This is a genomic window from Catenuloplanes sp. NPDC051500 (assembly GCF_044454585.1).
Taxonomy (GTDB): Bacteria; Actinomycetota; Actinomycetes; order Mycobacteriales; family Micromonosporaceae; genus Catenuloplanes.
In genome coordinates this window covers 63,124-82,089 of sequence record NZ_JBITDX010000024.1, presented here as the reverse complement: position 1 = coordinate 82,089, position 18,966 = coordinate 63,124, and the positions used below count along the sequence as shown (strand labels likewise).

Below are 18,966 nucleotides of genomic sequence, written 5' to 3'. Positions count from 1 at the left end.
ACGAGTGCGGTCCGGGTAGGAGCCGTGTTCGACGGGACGCGTCGGCACGGCCCCAGCACGGTCCTGATGCGGGAGGGACGCATCGCCGGGGTGGAGACCGGACGCTTCACTCCGCCGAGCGACGTACCGGTGCTCGATCTCGGCACCGAGTCCTTCCTGATGCCCGGCCTGATCGACGCCCACACCCACCTGGTCTTCGACGCGAGCACCACCGCGACGGCCGCCGTGACCGGGAACTACGACCGCTCGGCGCTGCTGGACCGGATGCGGGCCACGGCCGCCGGCATCCTGCAGGCCGGGATCACCACCGTGCGTGACCTCGGCGACCGCGACTACCTGACGCTGGAGTTGCGGGCGGAGTTCGCGGACCGGCCGGAGCGAGGGCCGCATCTGCTGGCCTCCGGCCCGCCGCTGACCACACCGGGTGGGCACTGCCACTTCCTCGGCGGCGAGACGATCGGCGCCGGCCTGCCGGGGGCGGTACGGGAACGGTACGAACGGGGCTGCGACGTCGTGAAAATCATGGTGGGCGGCGGCCACATGACGCCGGGATCCTCCCCGGAGCGCAGTCAGTACTCCGTCGCCGACCTGACCGTCGCCGTGGACACCGCGCACCGCCTGGGTCTGCCCGTCGCAGCCCATGCGCACGGCCTGCAACCCATCAGGGACGCGATCACGGCCGGGGCCGACTTCATCGAACACTGCTCCTTCCAGCAGGACGGCAAGGTCGTCTCCGACGCCGGCCTGCTGGACGCGATAGCCGACGCCCCGCTCACGGTAAGTGGAACGTTCGGCTTCTCCAGCAGGCCGGAAGAGCCGACCGGGATGTTCGCGGTACTGGACGACATGTACGCCGTGTTCGGCGAACTGGCCGGGCGAGGGGCACGCATCGTTGTCGGTACCGATGGCGGCATCAGTCCCGTCAAACCGCATGACGTGCTCCCGTACGCGGTCACCGACGACCTGAACCGGATCGGTCTCACCCCGGAGCAGGCGCTTGTCGCGGTGACGAGCAATGCCGCCGATGCGCTGGGACTGGGCCGCAGCAAGGGCCGGGTCGTGGAGGGCGCGGACGCCGACCTGCTCGTGGTCGGCGGTGATCCACTCACCGATCCGTCCCGCCTGCGCGATGTCAGCGCGGTGTTCCGGTCGGGAGTCCGCGTCCGCTGATCGACGACTTCGCATGCCGTCGGGGTGGTTCCACCCCGACGGCACGGCATCCTGCGCAGCGCTAAGGCACCACGCTGTCCACCGGGTAGGACTCGTTACCTCGCGGTGGTGAGCGGGGTGCCGGAAGTGGCGCTCCTGAACAGCTGACGCATGATGATCGGGCCGGCCACGGCGATGAAGATCGCCAGGACGGCGGGTATCAGGAGGCCGACGGTCAGGTTCGTCGCCTCTGCGGTGTAGCCGATCGCGGCCGGTCCGAGCAGCAGGCCGGTGGAGCCGGAGATTGAGATCAGGGCGACTGTCGAGGGCGGGCCGCCCGCCTCGCCGATGGCGCTGAAGAGCACCGGGACGATCACCGCGATGCCGGAGCCGGCCAGGATCCAGCCGGCCCAGGCGAGGGGAATTCCGCCTGTCGCCGCCGAGAGAAGGACGAGGGCGTAACCGGCGGCGGCCAGGGTGCCCGCGCCCAGGAGGGTGTACCCGGGGCCGAGTCTGGCGCGGATCGGGTCACCCACGAGGCGGAAGATCGTCATCGCGATGGCGAAGACCGTGTACGACAGCGGCGCAAGCACCTCGTCGGCTTCCAGGACGCGCGCGGCGTGCAGATTGGCCCAGTCGATCGCGCCCGACTCGATGAGGTGGCCGCCGAGGCCGAGAACGAACATCGCGCCGAGGACGATGGTGCCGATCCGCACCGGGCGCCCCGGTGCGGCGGTGCCGTCGGCGGTCGGGTGGCCGGGTGGCGGCAGGAGCGGGAGGGTGAAGCCGGCGAAGACCGCGGCGCTGGCGATCGCGGCGATCACCAGCATGGACTGGCTTCCCAGCCCGAGGGTGAGGCCGAAGGAGGTGAGAGCCCCCGCAGCGGCGCCGCCGAGACTCCAGAAGCCGTGGAACGACGAGAGGATCGGCCGCCTGTAGTACCGCTCGAGTTCGACGGAGTGCGCGTTGAGGCCGACCTCGACGAAGCCGATGCCGATGCCGTAGAGCGCCCCGCAGAGCAGCAGAAGTTCGTAGCTCGGCGCGAGGGCGGGGGCGATCAGGACCAGCTGGGTGGCGGGCCCGGTCCAGCGCAGCAGGCCGCGGCTGGTGATCCGGTCGGCGATCCGTCCGGCGACCATCATGGCGACCAGCCCGACGAGCTGGATCAGCAGCAGCAGCGTGCCGAGACGCGCCTCGCCGAGATCGAGCCGGCGGTCGACGGAGGGCAGGGCGGCGGCCCACGCGCCCATGACGAAGCCGGAGGTGGCGAAGGTGCCGAAGACGCCGACGCGGGCGCGGCGGAGGGCGGGCGGGTCGAGGAGCATGTCGTTCCCTGGTTCGATGATTATGTCCTTGCCGAGAACATAATGCCGGGAAGATCGAAGGTCAAACTTTTTGCTCGGGGCGGAGACAAAAAATGCGGCGACGGTACGGCGCCGGGCATAATCGCTGCCGTGCAGCACATGAAGACCAGCGCTGACCTTCGCATCCACAACCTGGCGCGGTTGCTGCGCGCCGTGCACGACGCCGACGAGCCGCTCACCCGGGCCGGCGTCGCCCGGCTGATCGGCATCGGCCGCAACACCGCCGCCGCGCTCGCCGGTGAACTGGAGGCGGCCGGCCTGCTGCGCGAAGTTCCGGCCACCCCGTTCGGCCGGGGCCGGCCCACCACCTCGTTGCTTCCGCACCCCGACAGCCCTGTCGTCTTCGCCGCCGACATCCGGGAGGACACCTGGACCCTGGCGCGGATCGAGGTGGGCGGCCGGCTCACCGTGCTGGAGGCCGGCGAGCACGACCGCACACCGACCGTGTTCACCGAGGTCCGTACGGCCACCCGGCGGCACGCCGACGACCGTCTCGCCGCGCTCGGCATCGCCATCGCGGGCCCGGTCCGCGACGGCCGCCGCTCACACATCTCCCACCTGGGATGGGACGACGTCGATCTCGACGAGCACCTCGGTGACGAGTGGCCCACGGTGGTGGACAACGACGCCAGGCTGGCCGGGCTCGCCGAGGCCCGGCGCGGGGCCCTGCGCGGGATCGGCACCGCGCTGCACTTCCACATCGACTTCGACATCGGCGGGACGCTGCTGCTGAGCGGGGACGCCCAGCGCGGCGCCGGCAACATCGCGGGCGAGTTCGGGCACATGCCCCTCACCGGCTCCGATATTCAGTGCATGTGTGGCGTCCGCGGATGCTGGAGCCTGGACGTCGGTACCAACGCGCTGCTTCGTCACTTCGCGCAGGAACCCGGCTACGGCCACGGACGGGAGTCGGGCCGCGAGATCCTGGCCCGCGCCGAGGCGGGCGACGGCCTGGCGAACCAGGCGGTCGACGACAACGCCGCCGCCCTGGGGCGCGGGCTCGGCGCGCTTGCGAACGCCCTCGATCCCGAGGTGATCACCCTCTCCGGACTCGGTGCGGACCTGATCCGGCTGCGGCGCGGACTGATCGAACGGACCTGCGCCGAAGGGCTGATGGCGTTCCGGCGCGCCGCCCCGCCCCGGATCCTGGCCGGAGCGGTCGGCGAGACCGGCCCGCTCCGTGGCGCGGCCGAGATCGCCTTCGACACCATCCTGAACCCCGACTGGCTGCGGACGCGGCTCGCGGCGCAGGGCCATCCGTAAGCTGTCCCGAGGGTCAGTGCGGCGCGCGGGTTCCGCGTAGCGGGGCCAGAATCGCGACGGGAAGCACGGCGACGGCCAGGACGGTGGCGAAGACGGTGATGAACCCGGCCTCGTAGTCGTAGACGAGGAAGTGCCAGAACGGTTCGGCGTCGGTGGAGCCGTTCCACACCTCGGCGGCCAGCTTCGTCGCCGCCACGCCGAGCTGGATGCTGAGGAAGGTAAGCGACAGCCCTGTCAGCAGCACGGTGATGGTGGACGCGAGGTGGTGTCGCTCGGTACGGCGGCTCACCCAGCCGGTGAACAACCAGCCGAGCAGCAGGCCGGGTACGAGCCCGGCAAGCGTCGCGACCCGTACCGGCCAAGGGCTCAGGCGTTCGACCTGGACGCCTACCGCGTCAGCCGGTGCGGGGGTGGCCTCGCCCGAGCCGCCGTCGGTCTCAATGGACAGCAGCCAGTCGCCTCGCGCGGCGGACAGCGTCATCCGGGCGCCGAAGGTGATGCCCGACGAGGTCACACCCGCGGCGACGATCTCGTGTTCCCTGATCTCCCAGCCGTTGCTCTCCAGCCGGTTCCGCAGCCCGGCCGCGTACCCGGGAAGGTCACGGGTGGCGGCGTAGTCAGGCGTCCAGTAGGAGGCGGTGTCGAAGCGGACCCCTTCGTCGGTGCTGTGGAACAGGCCCGGCGCGGTCTCGGCGACGGCGGGACGGCCGGGGGTGACGACCTCGCCGATCTGGGCGAGTTGCGCGGCGTTCGGCAGCGGCGGTGCCGCGACCCGCCAGGCGATCACCGACGCGGCGGACGCGGTGTAGAGCCCCGCGACGAGCGACACGAGCACCGCGAGGACGACGATGCTCACGCTGCCGGGGCGGCCGAGTCGCGCTCGGGCGCCGGTGAGCAGCAGGTTGACGGTCTGGCGGGCGCTGGGGCCGGTACGGCCCTCGTCCGCGGCGGCGAGCAGCAGCGTGTCGAGCAGCTCGGCCCGGCGCGGGCCGGCGGGGTAGGCGCGCAGGAGGCGCTGATAGCGGCGCACCACGGCGGCGGACGCGGGCGGGGCGGGGGTCATCCGAAGCTCACCTGACCGAAGGCGGGGTGCGCGGCGAGCAGACGTCTGGCGGTGCGCGCGGTGTGTTCCAGGCGGGCCGTCTCCGCGGTGAGCGCCGAGGCGCCCTGCCTGGTGAGCCGGTAGTAGCGGCGCGGGCGTCCGTCGATGGTCTCCTCGTGGTCCACCTCGACCAGGCCCTCACCGACCAGGCGGTCAAGCGCCGCGTACAGCGTGCCGGCCTGCAGTCGCCGCTGCCCGCCGGACAGCTCGACGACCTGCTTGATCAATCCGTACCCGTGGCGAGGGGCGTCGATCATGGCGGTCAGAATCCAGAACGTGGGTTCGTGCATGGCACGGCTCATGGTGGCCAATATAAAGACCATCTGTATATGCGGCAACCCTCGCCGTGGTGTCCGGTCGCGAGCCGGACCGCGCGGCGCCGCAGGGCCTACGGAATTCGGCCCGGAGGCAAGCCCTGAGTCTGGGATCAACGATCCGTGGCAGCCGTCGCCAGGTTGCCGCAGTATCGAGACTCACGCGCGTCGGCGGAACCGTCGCATCGCCGGCGACGCACACCAGTTGCCGGGCGAGAAAAGTCCACGGAGGCAACACATGGCTGAGGCAGGACGGCAGCCCACCGCTGTCATCACCGGAGCGAGCTCCGGCATCGGGTCGGCCGCCGCCGAACTGCTTGCCGCGCAGGGCTTCCACGTCGTGCTCGTCGGGCGCGATCCGCAGCGGCTGGAGGCGGCAGTCGCGCGCGTCCGGGAGGCGGCACACGGACCCGGCAGCGCACCACAGTCCTTTCAGGCCGACTTCGAACGGCTCGCCGACGTTCACGCACTCGCGAGCCGCGTCCTGGCGATGTATCCGACGATCGATGTCCTGGTCAACAACGCGGGTATGCGCGTGCCGGCGTACCGGCGGACGGTGGACGGCAACGAGGCCACGATTCAGGTGAACCATCTGAGCCACTTCCTGCTCAGCCACCTGCTCCGGGAGAGTCTGCGGGGTGGGCGGATCGTGAACACCTCGGTGCTGCCGGGGCCCGGCGTGCGGCTGGACCCCGACGACCTGAACGGCTCGGAGCAGCGGTATCGAAGCATTCCCGCCTACCAGAGCTCCAAGGCGGCGAACGTGCTGTTCGCAATGGAGGCGGCCTCGCGCTGGCCGGACATCCTCAGCGTCAGCTTCCATCCCGGCCTCGTCCGCACGAACATCAACGAGGGCACGAATCTTCAGTCCTTCTTCCGGTACGCGCCGTTCCTGCGCAGTCCGCGACAGGCCGCCGAACGACTGGTCCGGCTGGCCACAGTTCCCGCCGATGAGCTCAGCACCGGTGGTTTCTACGTCGCCGAACGGCCCACCCGGCTCCGCCACCGGATCTTCAACCCGCAGGTCGCGTCGCGTCTCTGGACGACCTCCGAGAAGGCCGTCAGCGTCGATCGGACATCGTGAGGAACCGGCGCCAGGGCCTGACGGCCGAAGCCGGCAGACCCTGGATGGCGTGCGCATCGTGCGGCACGTGGTCGTCGCCGCCGATCGAGAGGCGTCCGGCCGGGGCCGGTCGCCCGGATTACTGACGCTGTGCGCCGACGGTCTCCCCCGGCACCGGGCCGCCCCCGGCCGGTGACTCCTCACCTGCGAGTCGCCGGGTCAGCCGCTCCCCCTCGACGTCGACATCGGGAATGATCCGGCCGAGCCACGCCGGCAGCCACCACGCCGACCTGCCGAGCAGCGACAGCACCGCCGGGACGATGGTCATCCGGACCAGGAAGGCGTCGACAGCCACGCCGAACGCGAGGGCGAAACCGAGCGACTTGATGATGATGTCGTCGGCGAGGACGAAGCCCGCGAAGACGCTCATCATGATCAGCGCCGCCGCGGTGACGACCCGCGCGCCGTGCCTCAGGCCGGACACGATGGCGTCGTTCGGGGTGGACCCGCGCACGAACTCCTCCCGGGCCCGGATGATCAGGAAGACCTCGTAGTCCATGGCCAGCCCGAACAGGATGCCGATCAGGAAGATCGGGATGAAGCTGACGATCGGCCCGGTCGACTCGATGCCGACCAGATCGGCGAGGTGGCCCTGTTGGAAGATGAAGACCAGGGCGCCGAACGAGGCGGCCACCGACAGCAGGAACCCGAGCGTTGCCTTGATCGGCACCAGGATGCTGCGGAACACCACGAGCAGGAGCAGGAACGCGAGGCCCACGACGACCGCCAGATAGGGCAGCAGCGCGTCGTTGATCTTCTCCGACACGTCGATGTCGACAGCGGTCCGGCCGGTGACGGCGAGCGTGGCGCCGCCGGTGGCCGCGGTGAAGCTCCCCTGCCTGGCGCGGATGTCGTGCACGAGTTCCCTGGTGTCCTCGCTGAGCGGACCGCTCCGCGGGATGACCGTGAGGGTGGCGACGTCCCCGGCCCGGTTCGGCTCCGCCGGGGTCACGAGCAGCACGCCGTCCAGACCGGAGATGATCCTCCGCGCCTGTTCGCCCGCTCCGGAGGCCTGGCCGGCGGCGGCCTCGACCACCACGAGCAAAGGGCCGTTCATGCCGGCTCCGAAGCCCGCGGCCAGCTGGTCGTACGCCCGTCGCTGGGTGGACTCGCCGGCCGCGGTGCTGTCGTCGGGCAGCGCAAGCGTCAGGCCGAGCCCGGGGAGCGCCACGATCCCGACCACCACCAACGACAGGACCAGCGCGGGTACGCGATGCCGGACCACGCCGCGGGCCCAGCGCTCGCCCATCGGAGTCCCGGCGGGCCGGTCGACGCCGCGGCGCTGGGCCCGGGGCAGGACCCTACGGCCGGCGAAGCCGAGCAGAGCGGGCACCAGGGACAGACTGATCACCACAGCCACGGCGACGGTGCCCGCCGCGGCGACGCCCATCGAGGCCAGGAACGGGATGCCGACCACGGCGAGGGCGGCCAGCGCGATGATGACTGTCAGCCCGGCGAAGACGACAGCGGAACCGGCGGCGCCCGCGGCCCGGCCGGCAGCCTCCTCGCCGCTGTGGCCGTTCGTGAGTTCGTGGCGGTAGCGCGACAGGATGAACAGCGCGTAGTCGATGCCGACCGCCAGGCCGAGCATGACGGCCAGGTCGGCGGTGTTCGACGTCAGGTCGAGGAAGCCTGTGGAGATCTGGATGCCGAGCAGGCCGATGCCGACACCGATGAGCGCGGTCAGCACCGGCAGGCCCGCGGCGACGAGTGAGCCGAAGGTGATCACCAGGACGACGGCGGCCACGATGAGGCCGAGGCCCTCGGTGCCACTTCCCGCGTCGTCAAGCTCGGTGACCTCTCCGGAGTACTCGACGCCGATACCGGCCTGTCGCGCGGGGTCACCGGCGGCGAGCAGCGCCTCGCGTGAGGTGGCATCCACCTCGGCCGCCACCACCGCGTAGTCGACAGTCGCGTAGGCAGTCCTCCCGTCCGGCGCGATCGTCATCGCCTCATACGGGTCCTCGACCGCCGTGACCTGGGGCGCCGTGCGCAGAGCGCCGATCGCGGCCCGGACCGCGGCCTGCTGTTGCGGGCCGGTCAGCCCGGCCTCGCCGGGGGCGGTGAACACCACCCGCGCCGAGGCGGTGTCCGTACCCCCGTGGAACTGGTCCGTGACCACCTCCAACGCCTGCAACGACTCGGTGCCGGGGATGGCCAGCTCGTCACTCGTCGGCCCGGACAGGTTGGCCGCCCCCACTCCGAACAGGCCCAGGAGCATCACCCAGGCGACGAGCGTCAGCCACCTGCGCCGGAACGAGAACCGTCCCAGCCGGTACAAAAGGGTCGCCACGAACGTCCTCCTACTGTCGGGTGGCCCCCGTTCAGGGGCCGTCTCACCATCGCCGGAGGCACCGGGGCGTGTCGTCCTGCAAGCGCAAGCGGCCGGCTACTGCGAACGCGGTACTGCGGTGGCGGCCGGTACCGCGGGAGGAGGTCGATGTGATCGGCTCGCCGCACTACCGTCGTGACCATGCACGCGGCAAAGACCTACCTCGACCGCTACCGGGGCCTGCTCGGCAATGTGACGCCGGCGGCGATCGGGGCCGCACTGCTGCTGTACCTGGGCCCGGCACCGGCGCGCGGTCACATGGTGCTGCTCGCGGTGGCGTGCGCGGTGCTGATCCTGTCCAGCCGCTGGTATCCGGTGCCGGCGCTGCTGGCCGGCACCGCCGTCTTCATGCTCGCCACCGCGCTGGCCCGGCCCCCGGACGGGATGTTCATCGTCGCCGGCATGCTCGCCTACTCCGCCGCGCTGTCCGCCCCGCGGCGCCGGCCCTGGTTCTACGCGATGCTCATGTGGGGTGGGCTCATGATCGCCGGCTCGATCACGTACCTCGACGACTGGTGGACCACCGACCAGGTCACGACGTACGCGCTCGTCTTCGGTGGCGCGGCGGTGGGTGACTCGGGCCGGATGCGCCGGGCGTACGTCGCCGAGGTGACCGAGCGGGCCAGGCAGGCGGAGATGAACCGTGAGGAGGAGGCGCGCCGTCAGGTGATGAACGAGCGGCTGCGCATCGCGCGGGAACTGCACGACGTCGTCGCCCACCACATCGCGGTGATCAGCGTGCACGCCGGTGCCGCCGGCCACGTGCTGCGCAACGAGCCGGACAAGGTGTGGCCGGTGCTCGGGCACATCCGCACCGCCGCGGACACCGTCCTGGAGGAGATGAAGTCGGTGGTCAGCGTGCTGCGTGACCCGGACGACGCCCGCAGCACCGAACCGGCGCCCGGGGTGGAGCGCCTTGATGAGCTGCTGAGCGGGCTGGGTGCCACGGGTTTCGCCGTACGGCACCGGCAGCGCGGCGAGCCCCGGCCGTTGCCGGCTGTGGTGAACCTGGCCGCGTACCGGATCGTGCAGGAGGCGCTGACCAACGCGCACCGCTACGGTGACGGCGGCGCCGACCTGGAGCTCGAATACACGGTGGACACGCTGCGCATCGACATCACGAACCGTGTCGCCGCGGCCGGCAGCCGGTCGCCCGGTTCCGGATTCGGGCTGCTCGGCATGCGGGAACGAGCCGCTGCCACGCGCGGCACGATCGCGGCCGGGCCGGTCGGCGGTGGCCGGTTCCGGGTCCACGCCGAGTTGCCCACCGCCGACCGGGCGGCCGACCGCCTCAACGCCCCCGTGCCCGAGGAGCAGGTGGCGTGAGCATCCGCGTTCTCCTCGCCGACGACCAGGCTCTCATCCGCGCCGGCTTCAGGATGATCATCGACGCCGACCCCGGCCTGGAGGTCGTCGGGGAGGCCTCCGACGGCGCCGAGGCCGTCGAGCTGTGCCACAGCGGCCGGGTCGACGTCGTCCTGATGGACCTCCGGATGCCGCACGTGGACGGCATCGAGGCGACCCGCCGCATCAACGCCGACGAGCGCCTCGCCGGCGTACGCGTGCTCGTCCTCACCACGTTCGACGACGACGACAACGTGATCCACGCCCTGCAGGCCGGGGCGAGCGGATTCCTGGGCAAGAACGTGATGCCGGGCGATCTGGTCAACGCCATCCGGGTGGTCGCTGACGGCGAGGCGCTGCTGTCCCCGCGGGCCACGAGCGGTCTGGTCAGCCGGCTGATCCACCACATCCGGCCGCCGGTCACCGACGTGCCGGGGCTCGCACTCGTCACCGAGCGGGAGAGGGAGATCCTGCTGCTCGTCGCGCACGGCCTGTCCAACTGTGACATCGCCGAGCGGCTGTACCTGTCGCCGCTGACGGTGAAGACGCACATCAACCGCACGATGATCAAACTGCACGCGCGCGACCGGGCCCAACTCGTGGTGTTCGCCTACCAGCATCACCTGGTCAAGCCCGGCGACTCCCTGCCCGACCGGAGGTGACGGCCGCTCCCCCAGGCTCTGAGAGTGCACCCGGCGGATCTGCGACGCCACCCCGGCTCCGCGGAATCGGGTGCGCTGCTGCCTGCGGCTCAGCGCGGGTGGTACCGGTAGACGGCCTCGGCCGCCACCGCCGGTTTCGCGGCCCCCTCGCGGTGGACGGTCATCGCCACCGTGAGCTCCACGCCGTCGCCCGCCACCTCCCGGGCCCCCAGGACGGCCGCGTGCAGCCGCACCTTCGACCCGGCGGGGACCGGGGAGGGGAACCGCACCTTGTTGAGGCCGTAGTTGACGGCCATCCCCACGTCCTCGATTACCAGCAGGGATGTCCACAGTGGGATGACCAGGGCCAGTGTCAGGTAGCCGTGCGCGATGGTCCCGCCGAACGGGCCGGCCGCCGCCCGTACCGGGTCGACGTGGATCCACTGGTGGTCTCCGGTGGCGTCGGCGAAGGTGTCGATCCGCTGCTGGGTGACCTCGATCCAGTCGCTGTGGCCGAGGTCGAGCCCGGCGGTTCCGGCGAGTTCGCCGAGCGTGCGGACTGTGGTCATGGCTCTCTCCGATCGGATGCGGGCGCGCGCAACCGCGCCTTGACGACCTTGCCGGAGGCGGTACGCGGCAGGGCCTCGGCGAACACGACTGACTTCGGGATCTTGTAGCGGGCGATCCGGCCGTCGAGGAAGGCGAGCAGCTCGGCGGCCTCCACCGGGGCGGCGGGGACCACGAACGCCCGGCCGACCTCACCCCAGCGCGCGTCGGGCACGCCGATGACGGCGCACTCGGCGACGGCCGGGTGGGCGAGCAGCGCGGACTCCACCTCAGCCGGGTAGATGTTCTCCCCACCCGAGATGATCATGTCCTTGATCCGGTCGCGGACGTAGACGAAGCCGTCGGTGTCGGTGACGGCCAGGTCGCCGGTGCGCAGCCAGCCGTCGTCGCCGAGCGCCGCGCGGGTCTCGCCTGGCAGCCCCCAGTAGCCGGCCATCACCGCCGGTCCCCGCACCAGGATCTCCCCGGTCTCGCCGGGCGGGGCGTCGGCGCCGTCGGGGGTGCTCACCCGCACATCGCCGAAGAACACGGGAGTGCCCGCCGATCCGGCCTTGCGCACGCTCTCCGGCGCGCGCAGGAACAGTGCGCCGGGCGAGCACTCGGTCATCCCGTACCCCTGGAGGAATGTCAGTCCACGCCGCTGGTAGGTGGCGATCAGCGGCTCCGGGACCGGTGCGCCGCCGCAGAGCAGCGACCGGACCGAGCGGAGGTCGGCGGTGCCGAACCGCGGTGAGCGGGCGATCGTGGCGAACATCGCGGGCACGCCGAACAGGCAGGTCACCCGGTGCGCGGCGATCAGGTCGAGCGTCGCCTCCGGGTCGAACCCGCCGGTCAGCACGCAGGCACCGCCCTTGAGGAAGGTCGGCAGCACCGTCTGGTTGAGCGCGGCGACGTGGAACATCGGCGCGCTGACCAGGGTGATCTCGTCGGAGGTGAGGTCGACGTCGATGAGCAGGTTGACGCAGTTCCAGGCGATGTTGGCGTGGGTGAGCATGGCGCCCTTGGGCCGCCCGGTGGTCCCCGAGGTGTACATGATCATGCAGGTCTCGGCGCCGGTGACCTCGATGTCGACAGGCGCGGAGTCCACAACCGACCCCGAGTCGATCGGTACGGCCCGCACCGCCGCGCCGAGCCGTGTCACAGTCGTCTCGCAGCCGGGCGAGAAGAGCAGCACCCGCGCGCCGCAGTCGTCGATGATGTAGTCCAGCTCGGGCGCGGCCAGCCGGGTGTTGAGCGGCACGAACACGGCCCCGAGCAGCCCGGTGGCGAACAGCGCGTCGAGGAACGCGGGATGGTTCGGCCCGAGGTGGGCGACCCGGTCACCGCGGCCCACGCCGAGCGCGGCCAGCCGGTGCGCCAGCGCGTTGGCACGGGCGGCCACCTCACCGTAGGTGTGCGACAATCCATCGTGGATCAGCGCGATCCGGTCCGGGGCCATCCGGGCCCGGCGGGCCGCCCACGAGCCGACGCCCTGGTTACGCATCGGCGAGTCCGAGCAGCCGGGCCGCGTTGTCGCGCAGGATCTTCGGCCGCACCTCAGGCTTGATGTCGAGCGCGGCGAAGTCGGCGAGCCAGCGGTCGGGTGTCAGCACCGGGAAGTCCGAGCCGAACAGCACCCGGTCGGACAGCAGCGTGTTGGCGTAGCGGACGAGCTGCGGCGGGAAGTACTTCGGCGACCAGCCGGACAGGTCGATGTACACGTTCGGCTTGTGGGTGGCCACCGCGAGCGCCTCGTCCTGCCAGGGGAACGACGGGTGCGCGATGACGATCCGCAGATCCGGGAAGTCCGCGGCCACGTCGTCGAGGTCGAGCGGGTTCGCGTACCGCAGCCGGATCCCCGAGCCGCCCGGCGTGCCCGCGCCGATCCCGGTCTGCCCACTGTGGAACAACGCGATCACCCCCAGAGCTTCAAGCTCCGCATACAGGGGGTACGCCCTGCGGTCGTTGACGGCGAAGGCCTGCAGGCTCGGATGGAACTTGAAGCCGCGCACCCCGTGCCGCTCGACGAGTCCACGGGCCTGCCGCACCGCCGCCCGCCCGCGCCACGGATCGACGCTTCCGAACGGGATCAGCGTGCCGGCGTGTTTCGCGCACGCGTCGGCGATCTCCTCGCTGGAGATCGGCGGATGCCCGGTGGCGGTCTCCGCGTCGACGGTGAAGACGACGGCTGCCATCCGGCGCTCCCGGTAGTAGGCGGCGATCTCGTCCACCCCCGGCTGCCGTGCCCCGCCGGCCACCTTGAAGTACGCCGCCGACGCGGCCATCAGGTGCTCCGGCAGCGACGGGTGCCCGTCCGCCGACACCTCGACGTGCACGTGCATGTCGATCGCGGCGAGGTCGCTCATGACCGCGGCTCCCGGGGTGCCGGGATCCCCACCGGCTGCGCGGCCGCCCCGAACACCGGCTCCCACACCCCGGCGATCGCGTCGGCGTCCCAGCCGCCGTCCCGGTGCGCGGCCACCGCCTCCGCCGGATGCGTCCAGAGCGTCAGCCGGTCGCCGCCGATCCCGATCGCCTGGCCGGTCACCCCGTCCGAGGCCGCGGAGGCGAGGAAGACCACGAGCCCGGCCGCGTCCTCGACGGTGCCGAACCCCTCCCCGGCGCGCAGCCAGGCCGGCAGCGGCACCCCCCGCTCCTGCCAGGCGCTCACGTGCGGGGCGAACGCGGGGATCGTCGCGGTCATCGCGGTCGCGGCGACCGGCACGACCGCGTTGACTGTGATCCGGTCCCGGGCGCACTCGAGCGCCCAGGTGCGCGTCATCCCGACGATCGCCGCCTTGGCCGCGGAGTAGTTCGTCTGCCCCGGGTTGCCGCGCTGACCGGCCGGGGAGCCGACGGTGATGATCCGCCCGCCCTCGCCCTGCGCCCGCAACCGCCGTACGGCCGCCCGCACACAGGTGAACGTGCCGCGCAGGTGCACGGCGACCACCTCGTCGAACTCGTCGTCGGTCATCTTCCACAGGATCCGGTCGCGCAGCACGCCCGCGTTGGTGACCAGCGCGTCCAGCCTGCCGAACGTGGCCACCGCCCGCGCGACCAGCTCCTCCGCCACCTCGCCCGGCCCGACCGCGCCGGGCACTGCGACCGCCCGGCCGCCCGCCGCCTCGATCTCGCCGGCCGCCGCGGCCGCGCTCGACTCGTCGGCGTCGTTGACCACTACCGCCGCGCCGGCCGCGCCGAGCGCCCGCGCGTAGGCCAGGCCGAGCCCGCGACCGGCACCGGTCACGATGACCACCCTGCCGCTGAGATTCACGACTTCCTCCTCGGGATGCGCAGTGCGCCGTGGACGGACGGGACGATGCCGCGCGGCAGGTAGAGCACCGCGACGACGAGGACGAGGCCGTAGACGGCGTAGGAGAGCACCGCCGGGGCGTACCCGGGCATGCCGGGCTGGGTTCCCAGCACGGTCAGCGCCTGCACCAGCAGCGTGATCACGGTGGCGCCGACCAGCGGGCCGGCGATGGTGCCCAGGCCGCCGACGGCCGCCATCACCACGAACTCGATTGACAGCAGCACCGGGAACGAGCCCGGCGACAGGTAGCCGAGGTAGAACGCGTAGACGCCGCCGGCCAGCCCGGCGAACGCGGCGGAGAGTGCGAAGACCGCCAGCCGGTAGCGGCCGACCGGCACCCCGCAGGCGGCCGCGGCGGCCTCCCCGGTGGCGGCGGCCCGCAGCGCCCGGCCGACCCGGGAGACGACCACGTTGCGGTAGATCAGCATCACCAGTGCCAGCACGGCAAGCGCCAGGTACGCGTAGCCGACGTCGTCGCGCACCTGCACGCCGGCCACCGAGAACCGGGGGATGCCCTGCAGGCCGATCGCGCCCCCGGCCCACTCGCCGCGGCTGAGCAGCCCGAGCAGGATCAGCTGCATGGCCAGGGTGGCGAAGGCCAGGTGGTGCCCGCGCAGGCGCAGCAGCGGCGCGCCGACGAGCAGCGCGGCCGCGGCGGCGACGAGCGGGGCGGCCAGCAGCCCGAGCAGCGGCGGCAGCCCGTGCACGGCGAGCAGGCCTGCGGCGTACGCGCCGATGGCGTAGAACGACGCCTGGCCGAGCGAGACCTGCCCGGCGTACCCCATCAGCATCGACACGCCGACCGCGACCGCCGCGGTGAGGGCCAGCAGCACGTAGACCGCCAGGTGCCGCTGCGGCAGCAGCACCGGCGCGGCGAGCGCCAGCAGTCCCGCCGCGATCCAGCCCGCCCTCATGCGGCCGCCTCCTGCACCGGCGGGGTGCGCACGGCCTGCGCGATCATCACGGCCAGCAGCACCACGAGGGCCACCTCCAGCCGGTACGCGCCGCCGCCGTAACCGGCCACGACCGTCTGCGCCACCCCGAGCAGCAGCCCGCCGGCGAGCGCGACGCCCGGCCGGGTGAGCCCGCCGAGCACCGCCGCGGCGAACCCGTTGACGATCAGCGCCACGTCGCTGTCGAAGGTCACCTGCTGCACCGGCGTGGTAAGCACCCCGGCCAGACCGCCCAGCGCGCCGCCGAGCGCGAAGGACAGCAGCCCCATCCGGCGCACGTCGATGCCGACGACCCGGGCCGCGTACGGGTTGGACGCGCACGCCGACAGCGCCTTGCCCAGATCGGTGCGCGCGAAGAACAGTGCCAGCGCCGTGAACACCGGGACGGTGACCGCGACGATCAGCAGGTAGTGCGCCTGCACCCGGGCACCGGCCACCTCGACCGCGCCGCCCAGCCCCGCGAACGAGCGCGGCTGGTCACCCCAGATGAGGATCTCCACCGCGTAGGCCAGCAGCCCCAGGCCGAGCGTGACGATCAGCGACGCGCCCGGCGCGGTGCCCGGCCGGCCGATCGCCACCACGCCGGCCAGCAGCCCGGCGGCCGCCCCGGCCAGCACCCCGAGCGCCTCCGCGGCCCCGTGCGGCAGCCCGGCGGACAGCAGCGACGCGGTGAGCATCGCGGCAAGCACCGCGAGCGCGCCCTGCGCGAAGTTGACCACCCGGGTGACCCGGTAGATCACCACAAGCCCGCTGCCGACGAGCGCGAACCCCGCGCCGAGGCCGAGCCCGGTGACCAGGTAGCCGATCAGGTCCGTCACGGCGTCACCGCCACGTGCCCGCCCAGGTAGGCGGCGGCGACCCGGGGGTCGGCGGCCAGCGCGGCGGCGTCGCCGGTCAGTGCCAGCCGGCCCGCCTCGAGCACGTAGCCGCGGTCGCACAACTCGAGCGCGAGCCGCGCGTTCTGCTCGATCAGCAGCAGCGCCAGATCCAGCGCGCGCAGGTGGCCGGTGATCTCCTCGACGGCGAGCGGGGCCAGGCCGAGGCTCAGCTCGTCGATGACGAGCACGTCCGGGCGGGCCATCAGCGCCCGGCCGATCGCCACCATCTGCTGCTGACCGCCGGAGAGCGTGCCGGCGCGCCGCCGCCGCAACCCGGACAGGCCCGGGAACAGCTCGTAGATCGCCGCGGTGTCCCGGCCCCGGCGGCCGTTGCGCCAGCCGCCCAGCCGGAGGTTGTCGTCGACGGTGAGGTCACCGAAGACCTCCCGGCCCTCGGGCACCTGCGCCAGCCGGCCGTGCACCGTCACCGTGCCGGCGGCCGGGCGGACCAGGCCGGAGACCGCGCGGACAAGTGTGGTCTTGCCGGCGCCGTTCGCCCCGATCAGCGCGACCCGCTCCCCGGCGGACACGGTGAGCGACACATCGTCGAGCGCGGTGGCGCCCGCGTAGCGCACGGTCAGGTCACGGACCTCCAGGACGGCGCTCATGCCGCGGCCCGGCGATCAGCTGTGGAACCGAGGTAGGCGGCGATCACGGCCGGGTCCGCGCGGACCTCGGCAGGCGGGCCGTCGGCGATGACCCGGCCCAGATCGAGCACGGTGATCCGGTCGGCCAGCCTCATCACGAACGCCACGTCATGCTCGACGAGCAGGATGGTGAGCCCCTCGGCCCGCAACGACGCCACCAGCTCGGCCAGCCGCTCCCGCTCGGCCGCCCGCAGCCCGGAGGCGGGCTCGTCGAGCAGCAGCAGCCGGGGCGCTCCGCACAGCGCACGGGCCAGTTGCAGGGCGCGCTGCTGGCCGAGGGGCAGCTCGCCGGCGGGCCGGTCCGCCCACCGGGTGAGGCCGGTGCGGGCCAGGCACTCGTCGGCGCGGTCCCGGATCAGCCGCTCCTGCCGGTGGTGGGCGGGCAGCCGCAGCGCCGCCGCCACGAAGCCGGCACTCGTGGTGGCGTGCGCGCCGACCATCACGTTCTCCCTGGTGGTCAGGCCGGTGAAGATCCTTGCGGCCTGAAACACCACAGCCACACCCAACCCCGCCCGGCGGTACGGCGGGAGCCGGTCGATGCGCCGCCCATCGAGGCGCACCGCACCGGCGTCCGCCGCGAGCTGGCCGCCGATCAGCGCGAACAGCGTGGTCTTACCCGCCCCGTTCGGCCCGATCACGGCACGCAACTCCCCCGGCGCGACGCTCAGGTGCGTGTCGCGCACCGCGTAGACCCCGCCGAACGCGCGGGCGAGGCCTGCGACGTCGAGGGCGGCGCCGGCCGCCATCACCTGCCGCCGATCGAGGCCAGCCGGGCCGCGGAGTAGCCGGTGGGCACGAAGGCACCGCCGCGGACCGTGCTGATCGCGATGAAGTCGGTCGTCAGCCCACTGTGGTCGGTGGCCGAGTAGCGGTAGACGCCGTTCGGCGTGGTGAGGGTCAGGCCCTCAAGCGCGTCGCGCACCTTCGCGCGGTCGGTGCCGCCGGCCTTCTCGACGGCGGCCGCCAGGAGCTTGACGCCGCTCCAGCCGTCCTGGGCGAACTGCGGCGGCGGGTAGCCGTGCGCCTGGGTGAACGCGGTGGTCAGCTCGTCCACCGCGGTCTTCAGCTCACCGGCGGGCAGGGCGGCGCCGGCCACGCCGATCGAGTGCGCGATCGTGACGCCCTCGGCGGCCGGGCCGGCCGGGTCAAGGAAGAGCTTGCTGGCCTGGGCGCCGGTGAGGATCAGCGGGAGATCCAGACCGGCGGTGGAGTACTGCTTGGTGAGCGCGACGGCCGGCGGTCCGGTGGCCCAGACCATCAGCGCCTGCGCGTCGGACGAGCGCACGTGGGTGAAGACCGCACCGAACTCGGTGGCGCTCGTCTGGAACTCCTCGGTGGGGGCGAGGCTCACGCCGTACCCACCGGATCGTGTTTGCAGGCCTTTGAAACCGGCGGCGGCGTAACTGCTGCGGCCGTCGTAGGCGACCGCGAGCCGGCTGATGCCGGTTACCTTGAGGTATTCGAGCGTCGCCTGGGCGTAGGTGGCCGAGGTCGCCGGCACCACGAACACCCACGGGTGGACGGGGTCGACCTGCTCGTCCGCCGGGGTCAGCGAGATGTAGGGGATCTCCTCGCGGTCGACGAGCGGGATGACGGCGAGCGCGGAGTTGGAGAACGGCGAGCCGATGATCGCGTCGGAGTCGCCCTTGAGCTCGTTGAAGGCGAGCACCGCCTGGTCGGGGGCGCTCTTGTCGTCGCGCACCGTCAGCTCAATGCGGCGCCCGCCGATGCCGCCGGCGGTGTTGATCCGGTCGACGGCGAGCGCGACGGACTTCTGGTTCTCACTGCCCAGCGGCGAGTAGTTGCCGGTGAGCGAGACGATCTGACCGATCCGGATGGGCTCGTCGCCGCCGCTGTCGCCGGTGGAGCCGCAACCGGCGACGGCGATCGTGAGGGTCAGGGTGGCGAGGAGCGGCACGGGGTTGCGCACGGGTTCCTCCCAGGTATTCGTTTCGGGAGCGTTTCATCGAAGCTAGGCTCTTTGCTGACGGCCGTCA

18 protein-coding genes are annotated in these 18,966 nt (G+C 72.4%); 5 read left to right on the top strand and 13 right to left on the bottom strand.

Features of this window, described 5'->3' with window-relative positions; translation table 11 throughout:
* The first annotated feature begins 66 nt into the window (after positions 1–66).
* Positions 67–1,170, top strand: coding sequence for an amidohydrolase family protein (locus tag ACIA8K_RS34440; protein WP_396066997.1), 1,104 nt, complete (start codon positions 67–69; stop codon positions 1,168–1,170).
* Between the two features lie 95 nt (positions 1,171–1,265).
* Here the strand turns inward: ACIA8K_RS34440 and ACIA8K_RS34435 are convergent, their stop codons facing one another.
* On the bottom strand, positions 1,266–2,474 hold the full coding sequence (locus ACIA8K_RS34435) for an MFS transporter (RefSeq protein WP_396066995.1): 1,209 nt from the start codon (positions 2,472–2,474) through the stop codon (positions 1,266–1,268).
* Between the two features lie 138 nt (positions 2,475–2,612).
* Between ACIA8K_RS34435 and ACIA8K_RS34430 the strand changes: the two genes are divergently transcribed.
* Positions 2,613–3,776 carry an ROK family protein gene (locus ACIA8K_RS34430; RefSeq protein WP_396066993.1) on the top strand — a complete coding sequence of 388 codons (1,164 nt, stop codon included), beginning with the start codon at positions 2,613–2,615 and terminating at the stop codon, positions 3,774–3,776.
* 13 nt (positions 3,777–3,789) lie between these two features.
* Here ACIA8K_RS34430 and ACIA8K_RS34425 read toward each other — a convergent pair whose 3' ends face one another.
* Positions 3,790–4,839, bottom strand: coding sequence for a hypothetical protein (locus tag ACIA8K_RS34425; protein ID WP_396066991.1), 1,050 nt, complete (start codon positions 4,837–4,839; stop codon positions 3,790–3,792).
* Entirely contained in the window at positions 4,836–5,180 is a 345-nt protein-coding gene (locus ACIA8K_RS34420) for a PadR family transcriptional regulator (RefSeq protein ID WP_396066989.1), read from the bottom strand. The genes ACIA8K_RS34425 and ACIA8K_RS34420 overlap by 4 nt, the downstream gene beginning before the upstream one ends.
* A gap of 250 nt (positions 5,181–5,430) precedes the next feature.
* Between ACIA8K_RS34420 and ACIA8K_RS34415 the strand changes: the two genes are divergently transcribed.
* Positions 5,431–6,276, top strand: a complete 846-nt coding sequence (locus ACIA8K_RS34415; RefSeq protein WP_396066987.1) for an SDR family NAD(P)-dependent oxidoreductase — start codon at positions 5,431–5,433, stop codon at positions 6,274–6,276.
* Between the two features lie 118 nt (positions 6,277–6,394).
* Here the strand turns inward: ACIA8K_RS34415 and ACIA8K_RS34410 are convergent, their stop codons facing one another.
* The gene (locus tag ACIA8K_RS34410; protein WP_396066984.1) at positions 6,395–8,608 is read right to left on the bottom strand and encodes an MMPL family transporter; all 2,214 of its coding nucleotides are present in this window, start codon (positions 8,606–8,608) and stop codon (positions 6,395–6,397) included.
* A 180-nt stretch (positions 8,609–8,788) separates the two neighbouring features.
* On the opposite strand from ACIA8K_RS34410, the gene ACIA8K_RS34405 reads away from it, so the two are divergent.
* Positions 8,789–9,973 (top strand): sensor histidine kinase, encoded by a 1,185-nt coding sequence (locus tag ACIA8K_RS34405; protein ID WP_396066982.1) that lies wholly within the window; start codon positions 8,789–8,791, stop codon positions 9,971–9,973.
* Positions 9,970–10,653 carry a response regulator gene (locus ACIA8K_RS34400; RefSeq protein WP_396066980.1) on the top strand — a complete coding sequence of 228 codons (684 nt, stop codon included), beginning with the start codon at positions 9,970–9,972 and terminating at the stop codon, positions 10,651–10,653. Before ACIA8K_RS34405 ends, ACIA8K_RS34400 begins: the two co-directional genes overlap by 4 nt.
* An 89-nt stretch (positions 10,654–10,742) precedes the next feature.
* Here ACIA8K_RS34400 and ACIA8K_RS34395 read toward each other — a convergent pair whose 3' ends face one another.
* From ACIA8K_RS34395 to ACIA8K_RS34355, 9 genes are read right to left on the bottom strand one after another with little or no spacing between them, the layout of a single operon-like run.
* Positions 10,743–11,201, bottom strand: a complete 459-nt coding sequence (locus tag ACIA8K_RS34395; protein ID WP_396066977.1) for a MaoC family dehydratase — start codon at positions 11,199–11,201, stop codon at positions 10,743–10,745.
* Complete coding sequence (locus ACIA8K_RS34390; protein ID WP_396066975.1) at positions 11,198–12,682, bottom strand: long-chain fatty acid--CoA ligase; 1,485 nt, start codon at positions 12,680–12,682, stop codon at positions 11,198–11,200. The genes ACIA8K_RS34395 and ACIA8K_RS34390 overlap by 4 nt, the downstream gene beginning before the upstream one ends.
* Positions 12,675–13,544: an amidohydrolase family protein gene (locus tag ACIA8K_RS34385; RefSeq protein ID WP_396066973.1), complete on the bottom strand. Its 870-nt coding sequence runs from the start codon at positions 13,542–13,544 to the stop codon at positions 12,675–12,677. The genes ACIA8K_RS34390 and ACIA8K_RS34385 overlap by 8 nt, the downstream gene beginning before the upstream one ends.
* Complete coding sequence (locus tag ACIA8K_RS34380; RefSeq protein WP_396066971.1) at positions 13,541–14,452, bottom strand: SDR family oxidoreductase; 912 nt, start codon at positions 14,450–14,452, stop codon at positions 13,541–13,543. The genes ACIA8K_RS34385 and ACIA8K_RS34380 overlap by 4 nt, the downstream gene beginning before the upstream one ends.
* Positions 14,449–15,405 carry a branched-chain amino acid ABC transporter permease gene (locus ACIA8K_RS34375; protein ID WP_396066969.1) on the bottom strand — a complete coding sequence of 319 codons (957 nt, stop codon included), beginning with the start codon at positions 15,403–15,405 and terminating at the stop codon, positions 14,449–14,451. The genes ACIA8K_RS34380 and ACIA8K_RS34375 overlap by 4 nt, the downstream gene beginning before the upstream one ends.
* On the bottom strand, positions 15,402–16,262 hold the full coding sequence (locus ACIA8K_RS34370) for a branched-chain amino acid ABC transporter permease (RefSeq protein ID WP_396066967.1): 861 nt from the start codon (positions 16,260–16,262) through the stop codon (positions 15,402–15,404). The genes ACIA8K_RS34375 and ACIA8K_RS34370 overlap by 4 nt, the downstream gene beginning before the upstream one ends.
* On the bottom strand, positions 16,259–16,930 hold the full coding sequence (locus tag ACIA8K_RS34365; protein WP_396066965.1) for an ABC transporter ATP-binding protein: 672 nt from the start codon (positions 16,928–16,930) through the stop codon (positions 16,259–16,261). The genes ACIA8K_RS34370 and ACIA8K_RS34365 overlap by 4 nt, the downstream gene beginning before the upstream one ends.
* Positions 16,927–17,715 (bottom strand): ABC transporter ATP-binding protein, encoded by a 789-nt coding sequence (locus ACIA8K_RS34360; protein WP_396066963.1) that lies wholly within the window; start codon positions 17,713–17,715, stop codon positions 16,927–16,929. Before ACIA8K_RS34360 ends, ACIA8K_RS34365 begins: the two co-directional genes overlap by 4 nt.
* The gene (locus tag ACIA8K_RS34355; RefSeq protein WP_396066961.1) at positions 17,715–18,899 is read right to left on the bottom strand and encodes an ABC transporter substrate-binding protein; all 1,185 of its coding nucleotides are present in this window, start codon (positions 18,897–18,899) and stop codon (positions 17,715–17,717) included. Before ACIA8K_RS34355 ends, ACIA8K_RS34360 begins: the two co-directional genes overlap by 1 nt.
* Positions 18,900–18,966: the final 67 nt, after the last annotated feature.

Coding starts and splice junctions, on each gene's coding strand:
- ACIA8K_RS34440 (WP_396066997.1), top strand. CDS start 67: ATGCGGGAGGGACGCATCGCCGGGGTGGAGACCGGACGCTTCACTCCG.
- ACIA8K_RS34435 (WP_396066995.1), bottom strand. CDS start 2,474: ATGCTCCTCGACCCGCCCGCCCTCCGCCGCGCCCGCGTCGGCGTCTTC.
- ACIA8K_RS34430 (WP_396066993.1), top strand. CDS start 2,613: ATGAAGACCAGCGCTGACCTTCGCATCCACAACCTGGCGCGGTTGCTG.
- ACIA8K_RS34425 (WP_396066991.1), bottom strand. CDS start 4,839: ATGACCCCCGCCCCGCCCGCGTCCGCCGCCGTGGTGCGCCGCTATCAG.
- ACIA8K_RS34420 (WP_396066989.1), bottom strand. CDS start 5,180: ATGAGCCGTGCCATGCACGAACCCACGTTCTGGATTCTGACCGCCATG.
- ACIA8K_RS34415 (WP_396066987.1), top strand. CDS start 5,431: ATGGCTGAGGCAGGACGGCAGCCCACCGCTGTCATCACCGGAGCGAGC.
- ACIA8K_RS34405 (WP_396066982.1), top strand. CDS start 8,789: ATGCACGCGGCAAAGACCTACCTCGACCGCTACCGGGGCCTGCTCGGC.
- ACIA8K_RS34395 (WP_396066977.1), bottom strand. CDS start 11,201: ATGACCACAGTCCGCACGCTCGGCGAACTCGCCGGAACCGCCGGGCTC.
- ACIA8K_RS34390 (WP_396066975.1), bottom strand. CDS start 12,682: ATGCGTAACCAGGGCGTCGGCTCGTGGGCGGCCCGCCGGGCCCGGATG.
- ACIA8K_RS34385 (WP_396066973.1), bottom strand. CDS start 13,544: ATGAGCGACCTCGCCGCGATCGACATGCACGTGCACGTCGAGGTGTCG.
- ACIA8K_RS34375 (WP_396066969.1), bottom strand. CDS start 15,405: ATGAGGGCGGGCTGGATCGCGGCGGGACTGCTGGCGCTCGCCGCGCCG.
- ACIA8K_RS34365 (WP_396066965.1), bottom strand. CDS start 16,930: ATGAGCGCCGTCCTGGAGGTCCGTGACCTGACCGTGCGCTACGCGGGC.
- ACIA8K_RS34360 (WP_396066963.1), bottom strand. CDS start 17,715: ATGGCGGCCGGCGCCGCCCTCGACGTCGCAGGCCTCGCCCGCGCGTTC.